At 29.6% G+C, this 17,649-nt stretch carries 16 protein-coding genes and 1 riboswitch; of the genes, 11 read left to right on the forward strand and 5 right to left on the reverse strand.

What is annotated here, in order from left to right; translation table 4 throughout:
* The first annotated feature begins 3 nt into the window (after positions 1-3).
* The 5 genes from EXC45_RS01080 to EXC45_RS01100 all read left to right on the forward strand — a co-directional run bounded on the left by EXC45_RS01080 (position 4) and on the right by EXC45_RS01100 (position 6,066).
* Positions 4-2,100, forward strand: a complete 2,097-nt coding sequence (locus EXC45_RS01080) for a S8 family serine peptidase (RefSeq protein WP_129693745.1) — start codon at positions 4-6, stop codon at positions 2,098-2,100.
* Positions 2,100-3,467 (forward strand): hypothetical protein, encoded by a 1,368-nt coding sequence (locus EXC45_RS01085; RefSeq protein ID WP_036435136.1) that lies wholly within the window; start codon positions 2,100-2,102, stop codon positions 3,465-3,467. The genes EXC45_RS01080 and EXC45_RS01085 overlap by 1 nt, the downstream gene beginning before the upstream one ends.
* A gap of 17 nt (positions 3,468-3,484) precedes the next feature.
* Complete coding sequence (locus EXC45_RS01090; protein WP_036435133.1) at positions 3,485-4,312, forward strand: hypothetical protein; 828 nt, start codon at positions 3,485-3,487, stop codon at positions 4,310-4,312.
* On the forward strand, positions 4,240-4,836 hold the full coding sequence (locus EXC45_RS01095; RefSeq protein ID WP_036435131.1) for a hypothetical protein: 597 nt from the start codon (positions 4,240-4,242) through the stop codon (positions 4,834-4,836). Before EXC45_RS01090 ends, EXC45_RS01095 begins: the two co-directional genes overlap by 73 nt.
* A 183-nt stretch (positions 4,837-5,019) precedes the next feature.
* Positions 5,020-6,066 carry an IS30 family transposase gene (locus EXC45_RS01100; RefSeq protein ID WP_223213877.1) on the forward strand — a complete coding sequence of 349 codons (1,047 nt, stop codon included), beginning with the start codon at positions 5,020-5,022 and terminating at the stop codon, positions 6,064-6,066.
* A 107-nt stretch (positions 6,067-6,173) separates the two neighbouring features.
* Here the strand turns inward: EXC45_RS01100 and EXC45_RS01105 are convergent, their stop codons facing one another.
* On the reverse strand, positions 6,174-7,358 hold the full coding sequence (locus tag EXC45_RS01105; RefSeq protein WP_036434005.1) for a phosphoglycerate kinase: 1,185 nt from the start codon (positions 7,356-7,358) through the stop codon (positions 6,174-6,176).
* 144 nt (positions 7,359-7,502) lie between these two features.
* Positions 7,503-7,619: riboswitch (FMN riboswitch) on the forward strand.
* 23 nt (positions 7,620-7,642) lie between these two features.
* On the opposite strand from EXC45_RS01105, the gene EXC45_RS01110 reads away from it, so the two are divergent.
* The 4 genes from EXC45_RS01110 to dhaM all read left to right on the forward strand — a co-directional run bounded on the left by EXC45_RS01110 (position 7,643) and on the right by dhaM (position 10,748).
* On the forward strand, positions 7,643-8,650 hold the full coding sequence (locus EXC45_RS01110; protein WP_036434003.1) for a nicotinate phosphoribosyltransferase: 1,008 nt from the start codon (positions 7,643-7,645) through the stop codon (positions 8,648-8,650).
* Between the two features lie 111 nt (positions 8,651-8,761).
* Positions 8,762-9,739 carry a dihydroxyacetone kinase subunit DhaK gene (dhaK, locus tag EXC45_RS01115; protein ID WP_036434001.1) on the forward strand — a complete coding sequence of 326 codons (978 nt, stop codon included), beginning with the start codon at positions 8,762-8,764 and terminating at the stop codon, positions 9,737-9,739.
* 15 nt (positions 9,740-9,754) lie between these two features.
* Positions 9,755-10,360, forward strand: coding sequence for a dihydroxyacetone kinase subunit DhaL (gene dhaL / locus EXC45_RS01120; RefSeq protein WP_036433999.1), 606 nt, complete (start codon positions 9,755-9,757; stop codon positions 10,358-10,360).
* Complete coding sequence (gene dhaM, locus EXC45_RS01125; protein ID WP_036433997.1) at positions 10,353-10,748, forward strand: dihydroxyacetone kinase phosphoryl donor subunit DhaM; 396 nt, start codon at positions 10,353-10,355, stop codon at positions 10,746-10,748. The genes dhaL and dhaM overlap by 8 nt, the downstream gene beginning before the upstream one ends.
* Before the next feature lie 83 nt (positions 10,749-10,831).
* On the opposite strand, the gene EXC45_RS01130 is transcribed toward dhaM, so the two are convergent.
* From EXC45_RS01130 to glpO, 3 genes are read right to left on the reverse strand one after another with little or no spacing between them, the layout of a single operon-like run.
* Positions 10,832-11,626, reverse strand: a complete 795-nt coding sequence (locus EXC45_RS01130) for an MIP/aquaporin family protein (RefSeq protein ID WP_036433995.1) — start codon at positions 11,624-11,626, stop codon at positions 10,832-10,834.
* Position 11,627: 1 nt separating this feature from the next.
* Positions 11,628-13,154: a glycerol kinase GlpK gene (glpK, locus tag EXC45_RS01135; protein ID WP_036433993.1), complete on the reverse strand. Its 1,527-nt coding sequence runs from the start codon at positions 13,152-13,154 to the stop codon at positions 11,628-11,630.
* Between the two features lie 22 nt (positions 13,155-13,176).
* Positions 13,177-14,325, reverse strand: coding sequence for a type 2 glycerol-3-phosphate oxidase (glpO, locus tag EXC45_RS01140; protein ID WP_036433991.1), 1,149 nt, complete (start codon positions 14,323-14,325; stop codon positions 13,177-13,179).
* A gap of 223 nt (positions 14,326-14,548) precedes the next feature.
* Here glpO and EXC45_RS01145 point away from each other — a divergent pair, with 223 nt between their 5' ends.
* Both EXC45_RS01145 and EXC45_RS01150 read left to right on the forward strand, forming a co-directional pair.
* The gene (locus EXC45_RS01145) at positions 14,549-14,953 is read left to right on the forward strand and encodes a hypothetical protein (RefSeq protein ID WP_129693747.1); all 405 of its coding nucleotides are present in this window, start codon (positions 14,549-14,551) and stop codon (positions 14,951-14,953) included.
* 18 nt (positions 14,954-14,971) lie between these two features.
* Entirely contained in the window at positions 14,972-16,264 is a 1,293-nt protein-coding gene (locus tag EXC45_RS01150) for a hypothetical protein (protein WP_051616937.1), read from the forward strand.
* Between the two features lie 207 nt (positions 16,265-16,471).
* Here EXC45_RS01150 and EXC45_RS01155 read toward each other — a convergent pair whose 3' ends face one another.
* A complete protein-coding gene (locus EXC45_RS01155) occupies positions 16,472-17,602 on the reverse strand; it encodes a hypothetical protein (protein WP_051616936.1) in 1,131 nt (376 codons plus the stop codon).
* Positions 17,603-17,649: the final 47 nt, after the last annotated feature.

The raw sequence follows: 17,649 nt of genomic DNA on the forward strand, positions 1-17,649 counted from the left end.
ATTATGAAAACAAAATGAAAATACCTTACATTAGTTTTAAGTACAATATCAGGACTTGCTCTTGCATCTTGTGTTAATAAAACTCAAACACCAGAAAACAAGATCTCAGTTAAAACTGAAACAGAAATTAAACCTATTGTTGATAAGAAAATAATTTACCAAAAATTTGATAGATTAACTCCACAAAGTATAGAATCAGATGACTCTAAAAATAATTTCTCAGGAAACTACTCAACATTCACTCAATTTGCTGTTGTTTTTGAAAAAGAACCAACAAAAGAAGAAAAGCTAGAGTACGAAAAGTTAATTTTTACTAAAATAACTAATTCTGAAAGACATTTATTTAGCAACATATTAAAAGACAATCTTTTTATTGAATTTTCGAATTTAGATATACAAAAAATGAATGATTATTTAACTTATCTAAAAAATCTTAAATTCGTAAATTACATTGTTGTTGAATCTTTTGATTATTTTAATTCGTTTGATTCAGTAGAATCTTCAGTAGAGCCTTCTTCTTCTTCTTCAAAAGACGAAGGTAACTTAGACATATCAAATGATAAAAATTTTTTGTTTTCAGAAAATTTTAAGCTTAACAACTTTACATATTCGGACTGAATAAAAAATATACAAAGTTTCGAAAAAAACAAAAAAGATTATGAAAATAATAAAATAGCAATTGTAGAAGCTCTATCAAAGCCAAATAAATCGGGGTTTGTAAACGAAAACGATTCATATTTGTTTTATGATAAATCTCTTAAAATCCATAATATTAAAAAGATTAGAATTCCTACTTTAAAAAATCTCGATAACTGGAATACTCCTGAAAATAGTAAACACGCGACTCGAGTTGCCTCAATAATAGCAGGTAAATCAGGGATAAATCCACACTTTTTTCTTAGGTATTTTTCTGACATACCTAGAGCTTCATGGGTTGAGCAAGAATTGCAATTAGAAATAATTAGTTTAACAGATTCAAAAGTTGTAAATTTTTCACTTGGATGGTTAAATAATAATAATGATTTAACTTATGAAGAGAAGAAAAAAAGAAATTTAAACCCTAATGAAAAATATTTATTTAATATCTTAAAATCAGTTAAATACAGTAAATCAGCATGAATAAAAGACAAGTTTATTTCCGATCATCCTGAAATTGTATTTGTGTTCGCTGCTGGAAATAATGATAGAAAACAGCATACACAAAAGGAGGAAAAGGATAAAGAGAAAGAAGAAGTTTCTGGATACATTATCGAAGACCCGTATAGCACAGTACACAATCCTCTAGGTATATATCAAAAATTAAATGGGGATCAATTATCTTTCAATTCAATTATTGTTGGTTCTCATGATAACAAACATGAAAAATCTTGATTTTCAAGCAATACATCTTTTTATTCTAAACAAATTAATTTTTTGGCAAGTGGTGAAAATTATAAATTCGGAAAAAGAAAGTCTGACATCGACAACGGAACAAGTTATTCAGCACCTTTTATTTCGGGAATTGTGGGTCAAACATTCATTGATCAAAAAGAAAAATACGATATAGGTTATAATTCGCTAATAACATCTGCGGTTTTTACTGTTTCTACTGATGATGATGAAGTTTCTAGAAATAGATCTCAAGTTGATTTAGGAAGAAATGGAGCAGGAATATTTAATTACAAAAAACTTAAAGAGGCATTTTCTAATCTTAAGTATATCAAGATAAGAAAACGGCCTGAAGAGGAAGAAAATATAAAATCTGTTATAAATTCAGATATAAAAAAAGACAAAATACTCGTTGAAGAAATTTTTTTGAAAAAAGGTGATTCATTAAAAATAGCCATGTCTTGGTTATTTAAAAATAAGGTACCAGAAGGTTTTTTCGATAACCCTACCGATTTCCAAATAATGACTGATTATGATATTGTTATTAAAAATATTAGTGGTGATGTTATTTTAAAAACAAGCAAAATCAATACAAACTTAGAATATTTAAAACTTTTTGTCAAGGAAAATGATTTATATAAAATTTTTGTTTATCGCCCTAAAACAAACAAATTAGATTTTATTAATGAAGACGACCTTGCAATAAGTTACACAATCGAAAGAAAGAAATAATGAAAATCAAATTTGTTTTATTACCACTTATTGCTCCTTTATTTATAGTTGGTTGTCAAAAAATTGAATTCAATCAAAATGTTAGAGTAATAAAAAAAGAAAATATTTCACAAGAACCAAAACAAGAAGAAAAACATTCGTTATTTCTAAGTGAAAAAATATCTTATTTACATAAGTTTTTCAGGCCTGATGAATTGTTTTTAAAGTTGGAATACAATAAAAACGAACAATTTAATTATATTTATTTCATAGTTGAATTTAATTCTAATTTAAGCGATAATGACATAAATACATATAACGATGAATACAAAAAAGAATTTCAGGACACTAAATTTGAATTCAAAAGTTTCTTTGCGAAAGAGTTTTTGATTTTTGAATTTCATAAATTAAATGTACCTCAGACAAATTTAATCACTCAAAAACTAATAAATAAAAAAGAAATAAAATTTATATACATTCAGCCAGAAACCACAAAAAGAGATCAAGATTATTTAGAAGATAGATGAGGCGCTTTCAATGATGAAGAGTTTTTCTCAAAAAACAACAAAATAAAATTCTTGGACGCTCAAACCAAAGCAAGAATAAGCGGATATAATCCATATGACGATTTTGTAAATAAATCAATGCTTTTTGAAAAAGACATTAGTTACAAAGTGGTATTTAATAAAGTTTTGACTGAAGAAGAAAAATCAGATTTTGAAAATTGATTATCAATTGTTTATGGAGACTGAATTTTAGAAGATTTTTCTAAGGAAGATAACAAAATAACTAAAAAGCTAAAATTTAAATCTTATACTCTTTCTAAAGGTTTAATTGTCCCCTTGTTAAAAAATAAACTGATTAAAGAAATTCAAGTTCAATTACAATACACACCTTATGAAATTGATGAAAATTATGAATTCATTCCTCAATATAGACCTGCAGTAGTTATTCCTGAGGAGCCTGAAATTAGATACATAGCATACGCTAATGAGGAAAACTTATGAAAAAACTATTTCAGTAAAAAATCTAAATTGTACAAAAATGATCTTATCCATTATGTTGATGAACAAACAATTAATTTTATTCAAAATAAACCTAAATATGTAATTAATATATTTAATCGAGAATATTTTCTGACCACATATTATATTTTTACTCTAAAAGAACCAACTATTGAAACGGAAAATAAAATAACTGAACAATTAGAGAAATTATTAAATAAAAAAATCAAACTACATTACGAAACCAACAACACTCTATATTTTGACTATAAACAAAACGATACTGAAAAACATAATCAAATTTTAAAGTATCTTTCTTCTTCACAACAAATCGGTCATGTTTTTGTTAAAGTAGTGACAACCACAACAGTGTTATCGGTATAAACGTACTAAAGGACATAATGAAAAAAATACTATTTCTTTTAACTCCTCTTAGTTTGTTGTTTTCAAGTTGTAATTATCAACAACAAGATAACAATCCTCCTATAGAAAAAATTCAACATCCTATTGAAACTCAACAAAAATATTCTTTAATTTTGAATGATCGAATTTCTTATCTACATAGATTTTTTAAAGAAGATCAATTAAAAATTGAAAACGAATATACCAATGATGAATCTTTTAATTATGTCTACTTAATTATTGATTTTCAAGAAAACCTGAATGAAGAAAATTTAAACGAATTTCTTAATAATACAAATTTAGAATATAAAAAATCAAAATCCTTTTTAAAGCAATTCAAAGCTGGGGAAAAATTAATTGTAGAATTGAAAAATATAAATGTTCCAACACTAAATAATATTATTCAAGATCTACTTAAAAACTCAAATGTCCATTTTATTTACATTCAACCGGATTTAACCAAAAGAGATCAGGATTATCTTGAAGAAAGATGACCGTATTTTGATAATAATATTTATCTGCCTTCTAAAGATAAAATAACTTACTTAGACGCTCAAACTAAGGCGATGATTTATCATTATAATCCATATAGATATTATGTCAAAGAAATCATGCATACTGATAACGGGATTTATTTTAACCTTACTTTTGCAAGAGAACTTTCTCAAGAAGAGAAAGAAAATTTCAAAAAATGACTTGCAATTACATATGGAGATTGAATTCTTGAAGATTTTCAAGAAGAAGAGAATAAACTTTGAAGAAGCTTAAGGTTTGCGTCTTCGAAAATTACAAGAGGATTATTGTATCCACTTCAAAAAAATGACTAATTAAAGAAATAAAAATTCAAATAAGATACATTCCTTATTACATTATAAAATCAGAAGATATAAAACCGATTACTGAGCCTGAAGACAGACCAACTTCAGTTAGTCCTAACATATATATCCCAGAAGAACCGCTTTACAAATATGAAGCTTACGCAAATGAAGAGATTTTAAATAAAGAATACTTTAACAAAGAAAGTGATTTGTTTAAAAACGATTTTATTCACTATCATGATATGGACACAATTAAAAAGATTCATAAAACACTAGAAGAGCCAACTAACACACTTTTAGGAGATAATTCTACATATATTAATTATTCTTTTACAATTAAAGAATGACATTCAGGTATTGAAAATAAAATACAAGAAGATATAAAAGAAAAATTAAATATTGATGTAACAGTTGATCAAGAAACAACAAACACTTACTATTTTTCTTATAAAATAAACAATCCCGAACAAAGCAACAGAATTTTAAAATATTTATCAGATCAATCTAACATCGCAAACATCTTTGTAAAGTAAAAAAATGAAGGTTTTATCACCCTCATTTTCCCCGATTGCAATCCGTATCGCAACATCTTTTAAGTAAAATTAAAGGGTAGGGCGATTTTTTTAAATAGAAAAACCTCCTCATAATATTTCTGACCGGGAGGCAATATAAATCATAACAAAATTGACTATCAAAAAAGATTGTTAATTGAAATATTGCTAAAAAATAATGAATATTCTTTCAATGAAATAGCAGACAAACTCAAAATTCACAGGATTTCTCTATATCATGAAATTAAGAAAAATTCAGATCTGTATGGGTATATAGCTTGTTCGGCACAAAACAAACATGACATTAGAAGACAATGATCTGAACAAATCAAATTAAGAAATACATTTGAAAAATATCTAGAATTTTCAAAACTTTTTCTTAGTAAATTTGACAAAAAAACATGAGGCGTCGAGGTTACCTATTTAGTGATTACTAACAATTATCCAGAAGTAAATCATCCTTCCTTAAGAACGGTTTTTAATTGGATTAATTCAGGAATATGAGTAATAACTAGAGATGACAGACTCAGAAAAATATACAAAAAAGGTAGAAAAAGATATATTAGCGCAGTAGAAAGATTAGTAGGTAAAAGATGAGTTGTTCCTTATTGAGCAAGACCTTCTAAAATAGATGATAGAACAGATTTCGGTCATTGAGAATTAGACTTAATAGTCGGTAAAACCGGATTAAAACAAAATCATTTATTAACTTTCGTTGAAAGAAAAAGTCGTTTTGGACTAATCAAAAAAGTTTATTCGAAAGATCCTTGAAAAATATTGATAACTCTTTGAGACTTAATTAAAGAATACCGATTAAATGTTAAATCTATCACTACTGATAATGGCTTTGAATTTAACAAACTTTTTTACTTGGGTTATAGACTGAAGATAAAAATATACTTAACAGATCCGTATGCTTCTTTTGAAAAAGGAACTATCGAGCACTATAACGGAATAGTTAGAAGATTTTTCAAAAAACGAACTAATTTTAATAGTGTTTCTGATGAAAAAATAAAAGAAATTCTAGACAAAATTAATCAAATGCCAAGAAAAATTCACGGTTACCTTTCCGCTGACGAGATGTTTTTCGATTTAAATTACTACAAGGAAAAGTGAAATCCAATTCCTATGGAAGAAAAATTATTTACAAAGATCCAAAGAAGAAGACCTAGCAATACTTCAAGAAACAAATTTTTCAAAAATAAATATTAAAAAAAACGATCCTTTAAGCAAAAAAGGATCGAATTTTTTGTTTTCTTCCATGTTGCGATACGGATTGCATTTAAGGAAAATGAAGGTTTTATCACCCTCATTTTTTGTTATTTTTTCTGAATTGCTTCAATTCCTGGAAGTTTTAGTCCTTGTAACATTTCAAGTGAAGCTCCTCCACCTGTTGATACATGTGAGAATTTGTCTTCCATTCCAAGTTTTTGAACAGCAGCAACTGAATCTCCACCACCAACTACTGAGTAAACATCTTCTAAAGAAGCAATCATTTTGCAAATTTCTAATGTTCCGTTTTTGTAGTTGTCAAATTCAGTAACACCAACTGGCCCATTTCAAACAACAGTTTTAGCTCCTGCTAAAGTTTCTTTAAATAATTCAATAGTTTTAGGACCAACATCAAGACCCATTAAACCATCATTAATGTCAATGTCTTGGTGTGTTGGAGCAACATCAGCAAACTCACTTGCACATAAGTGATCCACTGGAAGAACTACTTTTGATGAATATTTAGCAAGGAAGTCTTTAGCTAAATCTAAAAAGTCATTTTCCACAAGTGAGTTTCCTACTTTGTGTCCTTGAGCTTTTAAGAATGTATAAGCCATTCCTCCACCAATAATCATTTTGTCAGCAATTTTAACTAAGTTTTCTAACACTTGAATTTTATCTGAAACTTTAGCTCCACCAATAATGGCTACATATGGATGTTCTGGATTTTCCATTGCTTTAAGCATTGCTTTAGTTTCTTTTTCTACTAAGTATCCGATTGCAGATTCCTTAATGTATGTACTAATACCCACGTTTGAAGCATGTGCACGGTGTGAAGTACCAAAAGCATCATTTACGTACACATCAGCAAGTGAAGCTCAGTATTTACCAAGTTCTGGTGAATTTTTGCTTTCTGCTTTGTTATTTAAATCTTCATAACGAGTGTTTTGAAGCATCACAACTTCACCATTGTTCATTTCATTAATTGTTTTTTCAACTAATTCACCTTTGGTTTGGTTTACAAAAGTTACAGTTTGATTTAATTGTTTAGCCAATTCAACAGCAACAGGTGTTAAATCTCTTTTTGGTAAATCAGCTGCCTCTTTAACTCTCCCTAAGTGAGAAAGTAAAATTACTTTTGCTCCTTCTGAAACAAGTTTTTGAATTGTAGGAACAACTGCTTCGATTCTTTTAGTTGAACTAATTACTCCATCTTTTACCGGAACGTTAAGATCAACTCTCACAATAACTTTTTTACCAGTTAATGAAAGATCATCAATTGTTTTAATCATATTTTCCATCCTTATAAATAATTAAATTAATTTAGTTTAATTTTACATTATTTTTAATCTTAAATTGCTTTTTCACAACTTGATTTTTTTAACTTTAAAAAGTAAAAAATAACTGTGTTTTTATTTAAAAAGTTTATAATTTCAAAAAAGTTTCCCGACTTAGTGCAAATCTAAACCGGAAGTTATAGTCTTCGTACTTTCACAAGAACGATTAGGTGAAATTCCTAAACCGACAGTATAGTCTGAATAAAGAAACAAGTAGTCGGAAACTCTAAGGAGTTTTCATGAATAATAAAGAAAAATATATTGCCAGTTACTTTCATAAAACTAAAGCAATTTTGCAACAAGAAAAACCAAACAATGTAATTGTTTTACAGTTTTTTCAACGCAAAGATGATGCTATTTTAGCTGGAATAAATGAAGTTTTGGCTTTGCTTGAAGATGTTACTGACATCAGTAAATATTCAATTAAATATCTTCCTGAAGGTTCACATATCAATAGCATGGATGTAGTGTTAGAACTTGAAGGTCCATATCATGAATTTGGAATTTGAGAAGGAATGATTGATGGAATTTTAGCTCGTAATACTTCAATTGCAACTAACATGTATCATTGTAAAAAAGCAGCTAAAAACAAAGATGTTATTTTTATGGGTGATCGAGCTGATCATTACATCAATCAAGAAATTGATGGACATGCTGTAGCTGTTGGTGGAGCTAAATTGGTTTCAACCTTAGCGCAAAAACAAGCAAGTAATTTACCTAACGATGAACAAGTATTTGGTTCAATGCCTCATATTTTAATTCAAGGTTTTAACGGAGATGTAGTTGCGGCCACAAAAGCATACAACAAAATTTTTCCTAATTCTAAGTTAATTGCTCTTGTAGATTACAACAATGATGTTATTAAAGATTCATTAAAAGTTTGAGAAGCACTCAAAGATAAGGTCTGAGGAGTGAGAATTGACACATCTAAAAATATGGTCGATCATATGTTTGACGGTGAAAAACCTCAATATGGAGTTAATCCAGAACAAGTATTTCGTTTAAGAAAAGCTTTAGATCAAGCCGGTGCTCAAAAATACAAAATTGTGGTCTCAAGTGGTTTTGATGCTAAAAAAATTGAACTTTTTGAAAGTCTAAATGTTCCAGTAGATTACTATGGAGTTGGTCAAAGTATTTTTAAAATTTCAAATTCTTTCTCTGCTGATGCAGTTATTTTAAATGGTCAAAAGCAAGCAAAAGAAGGTCGCAAATATAATCCAAATCCTAAGCTAATTCAATATAACTAAGCAACCCCAAAGGGTTGTTTTTAAATGTGGAAATTCGTTCCATATTTGACACTTTTTGTCTTGAAAGAATTATAATTTTAATATGTATATATTAATAATGGAGGCATGTACATGAAAAAAATTTTAAATAAAGTTGAAAATGTAGTAGCAGAAATGCTCGATGGAATCGTTTATTCAAACAACAAAGTATACAAAGTAGATGGATACAATGTTATTGCAAGAAAAGAATCTAAAGACAAAGTCGTTTTAATTTCAGGAGGTGGTAGCGGTCACGAACCTGCACACGCTGGATTTGTTGGCTACGGAATGCTTGATGCAGCTGTAGCTGGAGAAGTATTTACTTCACCTGCTGTTGATCAAGTATATGGAGCTATTGAAGCTGTAGATAAAGGAAAAGGTGTTTTACTTGTAATTAAAAACTACACCGGAGACGTTATGAACTTTGAAATGGCAGCTGAAATGGCAAATGCTAATGGTTCAAATGTTAAATCAGTAATTGTTAATGATGATATTGCTGTTGAAGATAGTCTTTATACAGCAGGACGTAGAGGAGTTGCTGGAACTGTATTTGTGCACAAAATTGCCGGAAGCGCTGCTGAAGATGGAAAATCACTTGATGAAGTTGTAGCTTTAGCTGAAAAAGTAGTTGCTAATACCAAAACATTAGGTATGAGTTTAGGTGGGGCAACCGTTCCTGCTAGCGGTAAAAAAAGCTTTGAGCTTGCTGAAGATGAAATTGAAATGGGACTGGGAATTCATGGTGAACCAGGAACTCACAAAGAAAAACTTAACACCGCTCATGAACACGTAAAATATATGCTTGACTTACTTCTTAAAGAAAGCAATATTAAAGATGAAAAAGTGGCCGTTTTAGTTAATGGACTTGGTTCAACTACTTTAATGGAACTTTACATTGTAAATAAAGAAGTGAACGATCAATTAAAATTAAAAGGTGTAAAAGTACACAAATCTCTTGTTGGAAACTACATGACATCTCTTGAAATGCCTGGATTTTCAATTACATTACTTAAACTTGATGATGAAATGGAAAAATACTTAGATTACAAAATTGAAAGTACACTATTTTAGTTAGTTAGAGGGAAAATGAAAAGCGAATTAATTATTAAAATCATTAGAGAAATCTCTAAAATGCTTGATGCAAAAGCAGATGAATTAACAGAACTAGATCGTTTAATTGGTGATGGTGATCACGGAATTAACTTAAAAAGAGGTTTTAATACTCTTGAAGAATCTTTAGATAAATTCAAGGACAAAACCGCTAAAGAATTACTCAATAATGCTGCCATGACATTAATGAGTAAAGTAGGTGGTTCTAGCGGTCCTTTACTTGGAACCATCTTTATGAAATTAGCTCAAAGTGATAATTTTGCTAAAGGTGCTCTTGAAGCTGCAAATGGTGTTCAAATGCGTGGTAAAGCTCAAGTTGGTGATAAAACTATGCTTGATGTATTAATGCCATTTGCACAAACATACAACGAACAATTAGCTCAAGGAAAATCAAATGTTGATGCTTTAGAGATTGCTCTAGCTAAAGCTCACGATCATTTGGAATTATCCAAAACTTTAGTGGCTAAAAAAGGACGTGCTTCATACTTAGGAGAAAGAAGTGTTGGAGTTACTGATCCTGGAACTCAAAGTATTTATTACATGCTTGAAATTATCGTAAGGGAAATTAAAGCAAATGGTTAATTTTGTTGTAGTTTCACATAATAAAAAATTAGCTGAAGAAGCAATTAAATTAGCTAAAATTATGAAACATTCAGATTTTCAAATCGTTAATGCAGCAGGACTAGTTGATAGCGATGAATATGGAACTGATGTAGGTTATATTGTTGAGAAAATCACACAAGTTAACGAAGGAGATGGAGTTATTGTCTTTTGTGAAATCGGATCATCACTAATGAGTTCACAAATGGCTATTGAAATGCTTGCTGACCCTAAAGTAGTATTGGCAGATGCTCCACTTGTTGAAGGACTTTGTGTGGCTACTTCTTCAAATTTTGCTAATTCAACGCTTGAAAGCATTCAAGATCAATTGCTTGAAGTAAAAAACTTTTCTAAAGTAGTAAATATGTAAAACAAGCATCCCTTAGTGGGGATGTTTTTTATACAAACAAAAACTAGCAATTACTTGCTAGTTCGTTTTTTATTACTAATTAATTAAGCAGCTAAAGCTATTGCTCCAACAATAGCTCCACCTACAAGTGGTGCTGCAAATGGAGTTGATAATCCGTATGCATAATCTGGAGAAACAACTTCACCTTGCATTGCTAATTTATCTTTTAATACAAGTGATGTTAAATGATATACCACTCTAGGAGCTAAGTCACGAGCTGGGTTAATTGCATATCCAGTTACTGAACCAAGTGAAAGACCAATTGCCATAACAACAAATGTTACGTTAAGTGATCCTGCTAATCCTGAACTTCCAGCAGCTAAAACACCACCAACAAGTAACATTGTTCCTACAAGTTCATATGAAAAGTTTTGTACATATGCATCTCTGTGTGAAGGACCTGTACAGCTTGATCCTTTAAGAGCGGCACTTGGGTTTTCGATAATGTGTTTATAGTTAATAAAGTTCAAAAGCACTTGTCCTAATGCGGCTCCTAAGAATTGAGCTAAAATATAAACTGCGCTTAATCCAACTACATGTCCAATCATATCTGATTTAGCAGCTTTTACTAATAAAGCCACTGTTACAGCTGGGTTTAAATGAGCTGTACCAATTAATGCTTCTTGATGATTCATTGCGCTAAAGATTGCACTTGAAATAATAACCCCAAGGTAAACAGCAAATCCTCATCCGGTGATAATTACCATTCAGTTTCCCATTGTTTTTTTAGCATACATGTTTTTAAAGTTCATAGCTGCTACAACACCATTACCAAATAAGATAAGGACCATTGTACCAATTAATTCACTTACAAAACCAGCACTATATTGTAAATCCATATTATTCTCCTTCTACTTCTTTAACTCAATTAAATGTTCTTTTTACAGCAACATCTCATCCATGAGTTAATTTTTTAACTTCTTTTTGTGTTAATTTAGGAGTAAATTCTTTATCTACTTCTAATTCTTTTTCAATTTCTGAAAGTGATTTTCAATATCCTGTTGCAAGTCCAGCTAAGAATGTTGCTCCAAGAGCAGTGGTTTCAACATTTTTAGGACGCACAACTTTAGTTCCAGAAATTGAGGCTTGGAATTGCATTAAGTAATTTGAATTACTTGCTCCTCCATCGACTTTAAGAACTTCGATTTTTTTATTAACATCATTAGCCATAGCTTTAATCAAATCATTGCTTTGGAAAGCAATTGACTCTAGTGTTGCTTTAACGATGTGTTCTTTTCTTGTTCCTCTTTCAAGTCCGAAAATTGCTCCTCTAGAGTATGAATCTCAATAAGGGGCACCAAGTCCGGTAAATGAAGGAACTAAATAAAGTTGATGTGTGTTATCTGCTTGAGCTAATTTTGCATAAAAATCTGACTCAGCAGCATTGTAAATTAATCTTAAACCATCACGAATTCATTGAATTGCAGCTCCTGCAATGAATACAGAACCTTCAAGTGCATAAATTGGTTTCTCTTTTCCAAGTTGTCATGCAACTGTGGTAAGTAATTTATTTTTAGATAAGATAGGTTGCTCACCAATGTTCATTAAGGTGAAGCATCCAGTACCATATGTATTTTTTACCATTCCTGGTTTAATACATAATTGCCCAAAAAGAGCTGATTGTTGATCTCCGGCAACTCCGGCAATTGGAACTTTTCCTTGAGCTCTAAGTGATCAGTGGTGTGATTCAATTGTTCCGTACACTTCTGAAGATGATTTAACTTCAGGAAGAATTGATCTAGGAATTTCAAAAAGCTCAAGCAATTCGTCATCTCATGACATGGTATTGATGTTAAAAAGTAATGTTCTAGATGCATTTGACACATCAGTTGCATGTACTTTACCATCAGTTAATTTTCAAATAAGTCATGTATCGATAGTTCCGGCTAGCAAATTACCTTCAGCAAGAACTTTTTGTGCTTGAGGAACATTTTTAAGAATTCATCTAATTTTAGTTCCTGAAAAATAAGGGTTAATGATAAGTCCTGTTTTTTCTCTAACCATATCTACATGTGATGATAGCGTTTCACAGTATTCACTGGTTCTTCTATCTTGTCACACAATAGCATTGTAAACAGGAAGTCCTGTAGATTTATCTCATAAAACTACTGTTTCACGTTGGTTTGTGATTCCAACAGCTTGCACATTAGTTGATTTGATACCAGCTTTATGTTTGGCTGCTTGCATTGTTGAAAGTTGAGTATTCCAAATTTCTAAAGCATCATGTTCAACTCAACCACTTTTTGGATAGTATTGGGTAAATTCAGATTGAGAAGTAGCAACAATTTTTGCTTGACTATCAAAAACGATAGTACGACAAGAAGTTGTTCCTTCATCAAGAGTAATAATGTATTTATCTTTATTCATAATTCCTTTCTATTCTATTTAATTAAAATACATCAATTGAATATTTAGGATTGTAATTTGATCTTGGTTTAAGATCGAGTTCAAGTAATTTAACTACTTCTTCAGCAATTGCTGGAGCTGAAGCTAAAGCTGGCGATTGCATTCCGGCTGCAAGAACGAAATTTTTGTTATTTTGAGAATGTCTAATAACAAAATCATCAGTAGCTATATCAATTGGTCTAGACCCTGAAATGGTCATCATAGTTTTATCCAATCTTAAACTTGGGATAATTTTTGTACCAATTTCACCTATGTAGTCATATTTTTCTCTAGTTACAAGTCTGGTGTCTTCTTTAGCAACTCCTTCTTCAGCAGTTGGACCAACTAAATATTTACCATCTAATGTAGGAGCAACAATAACTCCTTTACCATGGATTGTTGGAACTTTAAATAAAACTGATGAAACTAATTTTGGATCATAGTTTTCTAAAATTCTATATTCACCTCTACGAGTTTTTTGTTTGAAATCATCAAATCCATTTTCATTTGCGATAACATCAGCATAATGTCCAGCGGCATTAACAACTTTTTTAGCATAGATTTTTTCTGAATCATTAATGGTGATTTCAAATAAACCATCTTTATATTCTACTTTGGTAACTTTTGAATTAACCTTTAATTCAGTACCATTTTGTTTGGCTGCACCAATAAGAGCTTTGGTTGCTTCAACTGGGTGAATTGCAGTAGAAGAAGTACATAATAACGCACCACAAACTTCTGGATTTACATTCGGTTCTCTTTTAAGAACTTCTTCACGTGTTAAGATTTGCATGTCCTTAGGATCGAGTTTGTTAACAAGTCCACGTTCATATAACATTCTTACGTGATCCATTTCCTTGTCATTATCAAAAGCCAAAATCATTGAATCGATTTTAACTCTTGGAAAACCTAAATCCTTAAGTCACTTATTGTGTCATTTTATATTCCCTGCTAAATTTAATTTAGCTTCAATTTTATGTGGCTCAGGATCAAATCCTCCATGTATTAAACCGGAGTTACCAACTGAAGTTTCATTAGCAACTTTTGGATTTCTTTCTAGGATTACAACATCAAGGTCGTATTGTGATAGTTCATAAGCAATTGAACCACCAATGATACCGGCACCTATTATTGCAACATCATATTTTTTCATGTTTCCTCCCTATAATTAGTAATCCTAAAAATATTATAATTCGTATAATTTAAAATTAACTAATATCAAAGATTTTAGATTGTTAGAAAAAACCAACGTTGACTTTTTAATGCTTAAATTGTAGATAAAACACAAAATAAAAAATATGGAAAAAATTGCAGAAAGTATTTTTGTTTTTTCTTGCTTGTTTTTTAAAAAAGTTATTACTCAAATAGGAGGTCAAATGCAAGAAAAATTATTTAGCGTATATTCGATAGAGCGTAAAAGTCAAAAACAAACAAAATATTTCATGACTCTATTTGATATTGATGAAAAAATCTTTTTTATTGAATTAGTTGATGATTTAGCTTCTTTAGGTGAAAATGAAGCCGAAAACGCCATTAAAATTTTTTCAAAATCCAAAATGAGTAACTGATATTGTGATCTTAATGTTATTTACATGAGTGATAAAGAAGAATTTAGTAATTTTGCTAAAAATATCAACAAAGATTTTTTGCTTACTGATATTGATGATATTTTTAAATTATCTGTTTTAACAAAAATAAACGAAATCATACAAAAAAACGATCAAAAAGTAAATTTGATTTATTTAAAAAATAATTTGACAAATGCAAATATTAGTAATTAAACTGTTATAATAACAGTTATGGAATTAAGAAAAGATTTATATACCAAAAACCGTGAAAACGAGTATTTCTTTTTATCAAGAAAAACACTTAGTGCAACTTTTGCTAGTGGATTATCTCTTTTAATCGGTTTTGTAATGTTCATGATGTATATTTCACCATTTAACATTAACCAAGAAACAAGAATTATTTTTCTAGTGATTTCAATTTTAGGACTTATTTCATCGATTTTAGTTTTATGAAGAGATGCTTATTTTTACATTAAAAACATTAAACTAAAAAACATCCATTTGAGATCTCAGACAAAATATACTTACTATTGAATCTTTTTATCAGGGTTGTTTTTCCCAATTTACTATTTTTACATGAGTAAAAACGTTGTGTTTAATTCCTTGTTGAGAAAAGCATTCTACCTTGAAGGAAGAAATCAATTTATTAAATTGGAAGGAACATCAAAATACACAGTTAAAAAACTTTCACATTACAAAGAGTTTTTTAAATTAGACATTGCTGATATTACAATTAGCGGTCTATTGCTAGGTCTTTACCTAATTGTTCTTTTTGCAACTAAAAGTAGTGGTTTAGGCGGTTTAAGTTTCGAATACTTATTCTACATTGTAGCAGCTTACTTTTTAAGATACTTCAAAGCTGCTTTACTTGCGTTCTTAGCTGACTTGTTTGGATTACTAATTTCAGGAACAATCGGAACATGACACTGAGTTTATGGACTTGTTCCAATTGCCGCAACCTTAGTGTTATCATTATTCTTTGACTTATTTGAAAAAAACAAAAAAGCTGGAGTGATTTTATCTAATGTTGTTTTATGAGGTGTATTAGTTGCTTTATTTGCAATCTTCATTTGACAAACATCTTCAAGTGAAGCAAATGCAATTAGAATTAGTAGAACCTTTGGTTACAGACAACTTTCAATAACAACATTTATTGTTTTAGCTTTCTTAACTGCTATTATTGTTGCAGTAATGTCAGCACTTAGCTTTAGATACTTAACTTCAAAATCAGATTCCAAAGCCAAAGAAAGCATTTTAATATTATTAATTGCTTTCGTGTCAGTGGTACTTGTTATTGTTGTGTTCAGATGAATTTGAGGACCTTTTGCCTACATTAGATGACAAACATGACAAAACCCCAAATCAAAAGCTTTAGCTAATGGTTATGTGTTCTATATGTTACCAATTGTATTTAGATCAGTAATTACAATTCCTGTATACACACTTGTGTTATCGGCAATTATGGTTCCACTTATTTACTTAAGAACCAAATACATTGAAAAGAAAGTAGTTGGTAAATACTAAATAATTGAATGCTTAAAAGAGCATTCTTTTTATTTAATTTTTAACCATATAACTATCAAATAGATCCTTCTTTTACTAAAAGTAAAGTAAAAAACTCTTGGAACAATATACCCAAGAGAAAATTTAACTATTGTGGTTAGTTTGTTATATTTCGGTGTTTTGCTACATATTTAGCATATTAAAAGGTAACTCATTTCAATACAAATATTATTCCAATAATTTAATTTCGGTTTTTTTCTTTAATTTATTAGTTAATCATTTTCAAGGCCTAAAAATTAATCTTGTAGTTTGACGATTTTCTTCTTTTCTAGCAATATTCATGTCAAAATTAAAGTCTTCGTCCATAAAATTCTTTCATTGTTCATCATACTCAGAATTAAAAATTCAATCTTGAATGATTGCTTTCTTCATTTTTTCGTAAATTCTCATTGCAAGTTCAAATTCTTCGTCTTTTCGTTCTTCAGGATCATAAACATTAAGTTCAGAATAATCTTCTTTTCTTTGTTTTATTTTACTTAGTTCTTTATACTTAGATAAATGTTCATGAATTTTTTCTTTTGGATATTTTAAGACAAATTCGGAAACTCATTTAATTAATTCAGGATCGATTCTATGTATATCCATAGTATATACAATATTTTTTCTTGGATTGTAATATCCTATTTTGTTTATTTTTTTGAACATTTCCATTTCAGAATGTCATCCCATAATGTAATACATTAAGAGTTCTAATCTACGCTCTTTCCGAAAGCTATTTTTAAATGGTTTTATAATTCATAATGTATCATAAGTGACATAATCTATTTCACCAAAAATATTAACTTCTTCGTTTTTGTCTTCAACTGGAAATTCTGTACTTAAAATTGGCCCAAATTCATGAAAGAACTTTATATTTCTTTGGACAATCGTTCTGATGTTTTCAATTGTTTCAGCATCTGGATTTATTTCCTCTATAGGTTTATATACATCAGTAGTTCAATATGAGCATATGTCAAATGAAACAAGCTTGCATGCATTAATAATTGATTGATCATCTAGCCCAGTAATCTCATTTATTAACTGATAGTAGTTCTTTAAATATTTAATTTCTTTTCAGTCTAGATACTTACTATATGAACCACATCAAGAAAGTCAAAAAGCACTTATTATATTTTCTCCAAGCATAAATTTTGTTAAATGATCAATAGCTGGTAGTGTTAAATTACCATGAATGTTTTCTTCTTTGTGCAATTGAATTCCATCTTGTATCCTTATTTTTTGAAAATCAGTTGTCTTTAAAAATCCTTCTGAAGGTTGTTCAATTATTCGTGTAGCACTTTTTACCGATGCTGAAATCATTTATTCTCCTTGAATTTTTCAAAAATACTGCTATATTAAAATTATAG

Origin of the sequence: Mycoplasmopsis columboralis, from assembly GCF_900660675.1 — a bacterium.
GTDB classification, from domain to species: Bacteria; Bacillota_I; Bacilli_A; order Mycoplasmatales; family Metamycoplasmataceae; genus Mycoplasmopsis; species Mycoplasmopsis columboralis.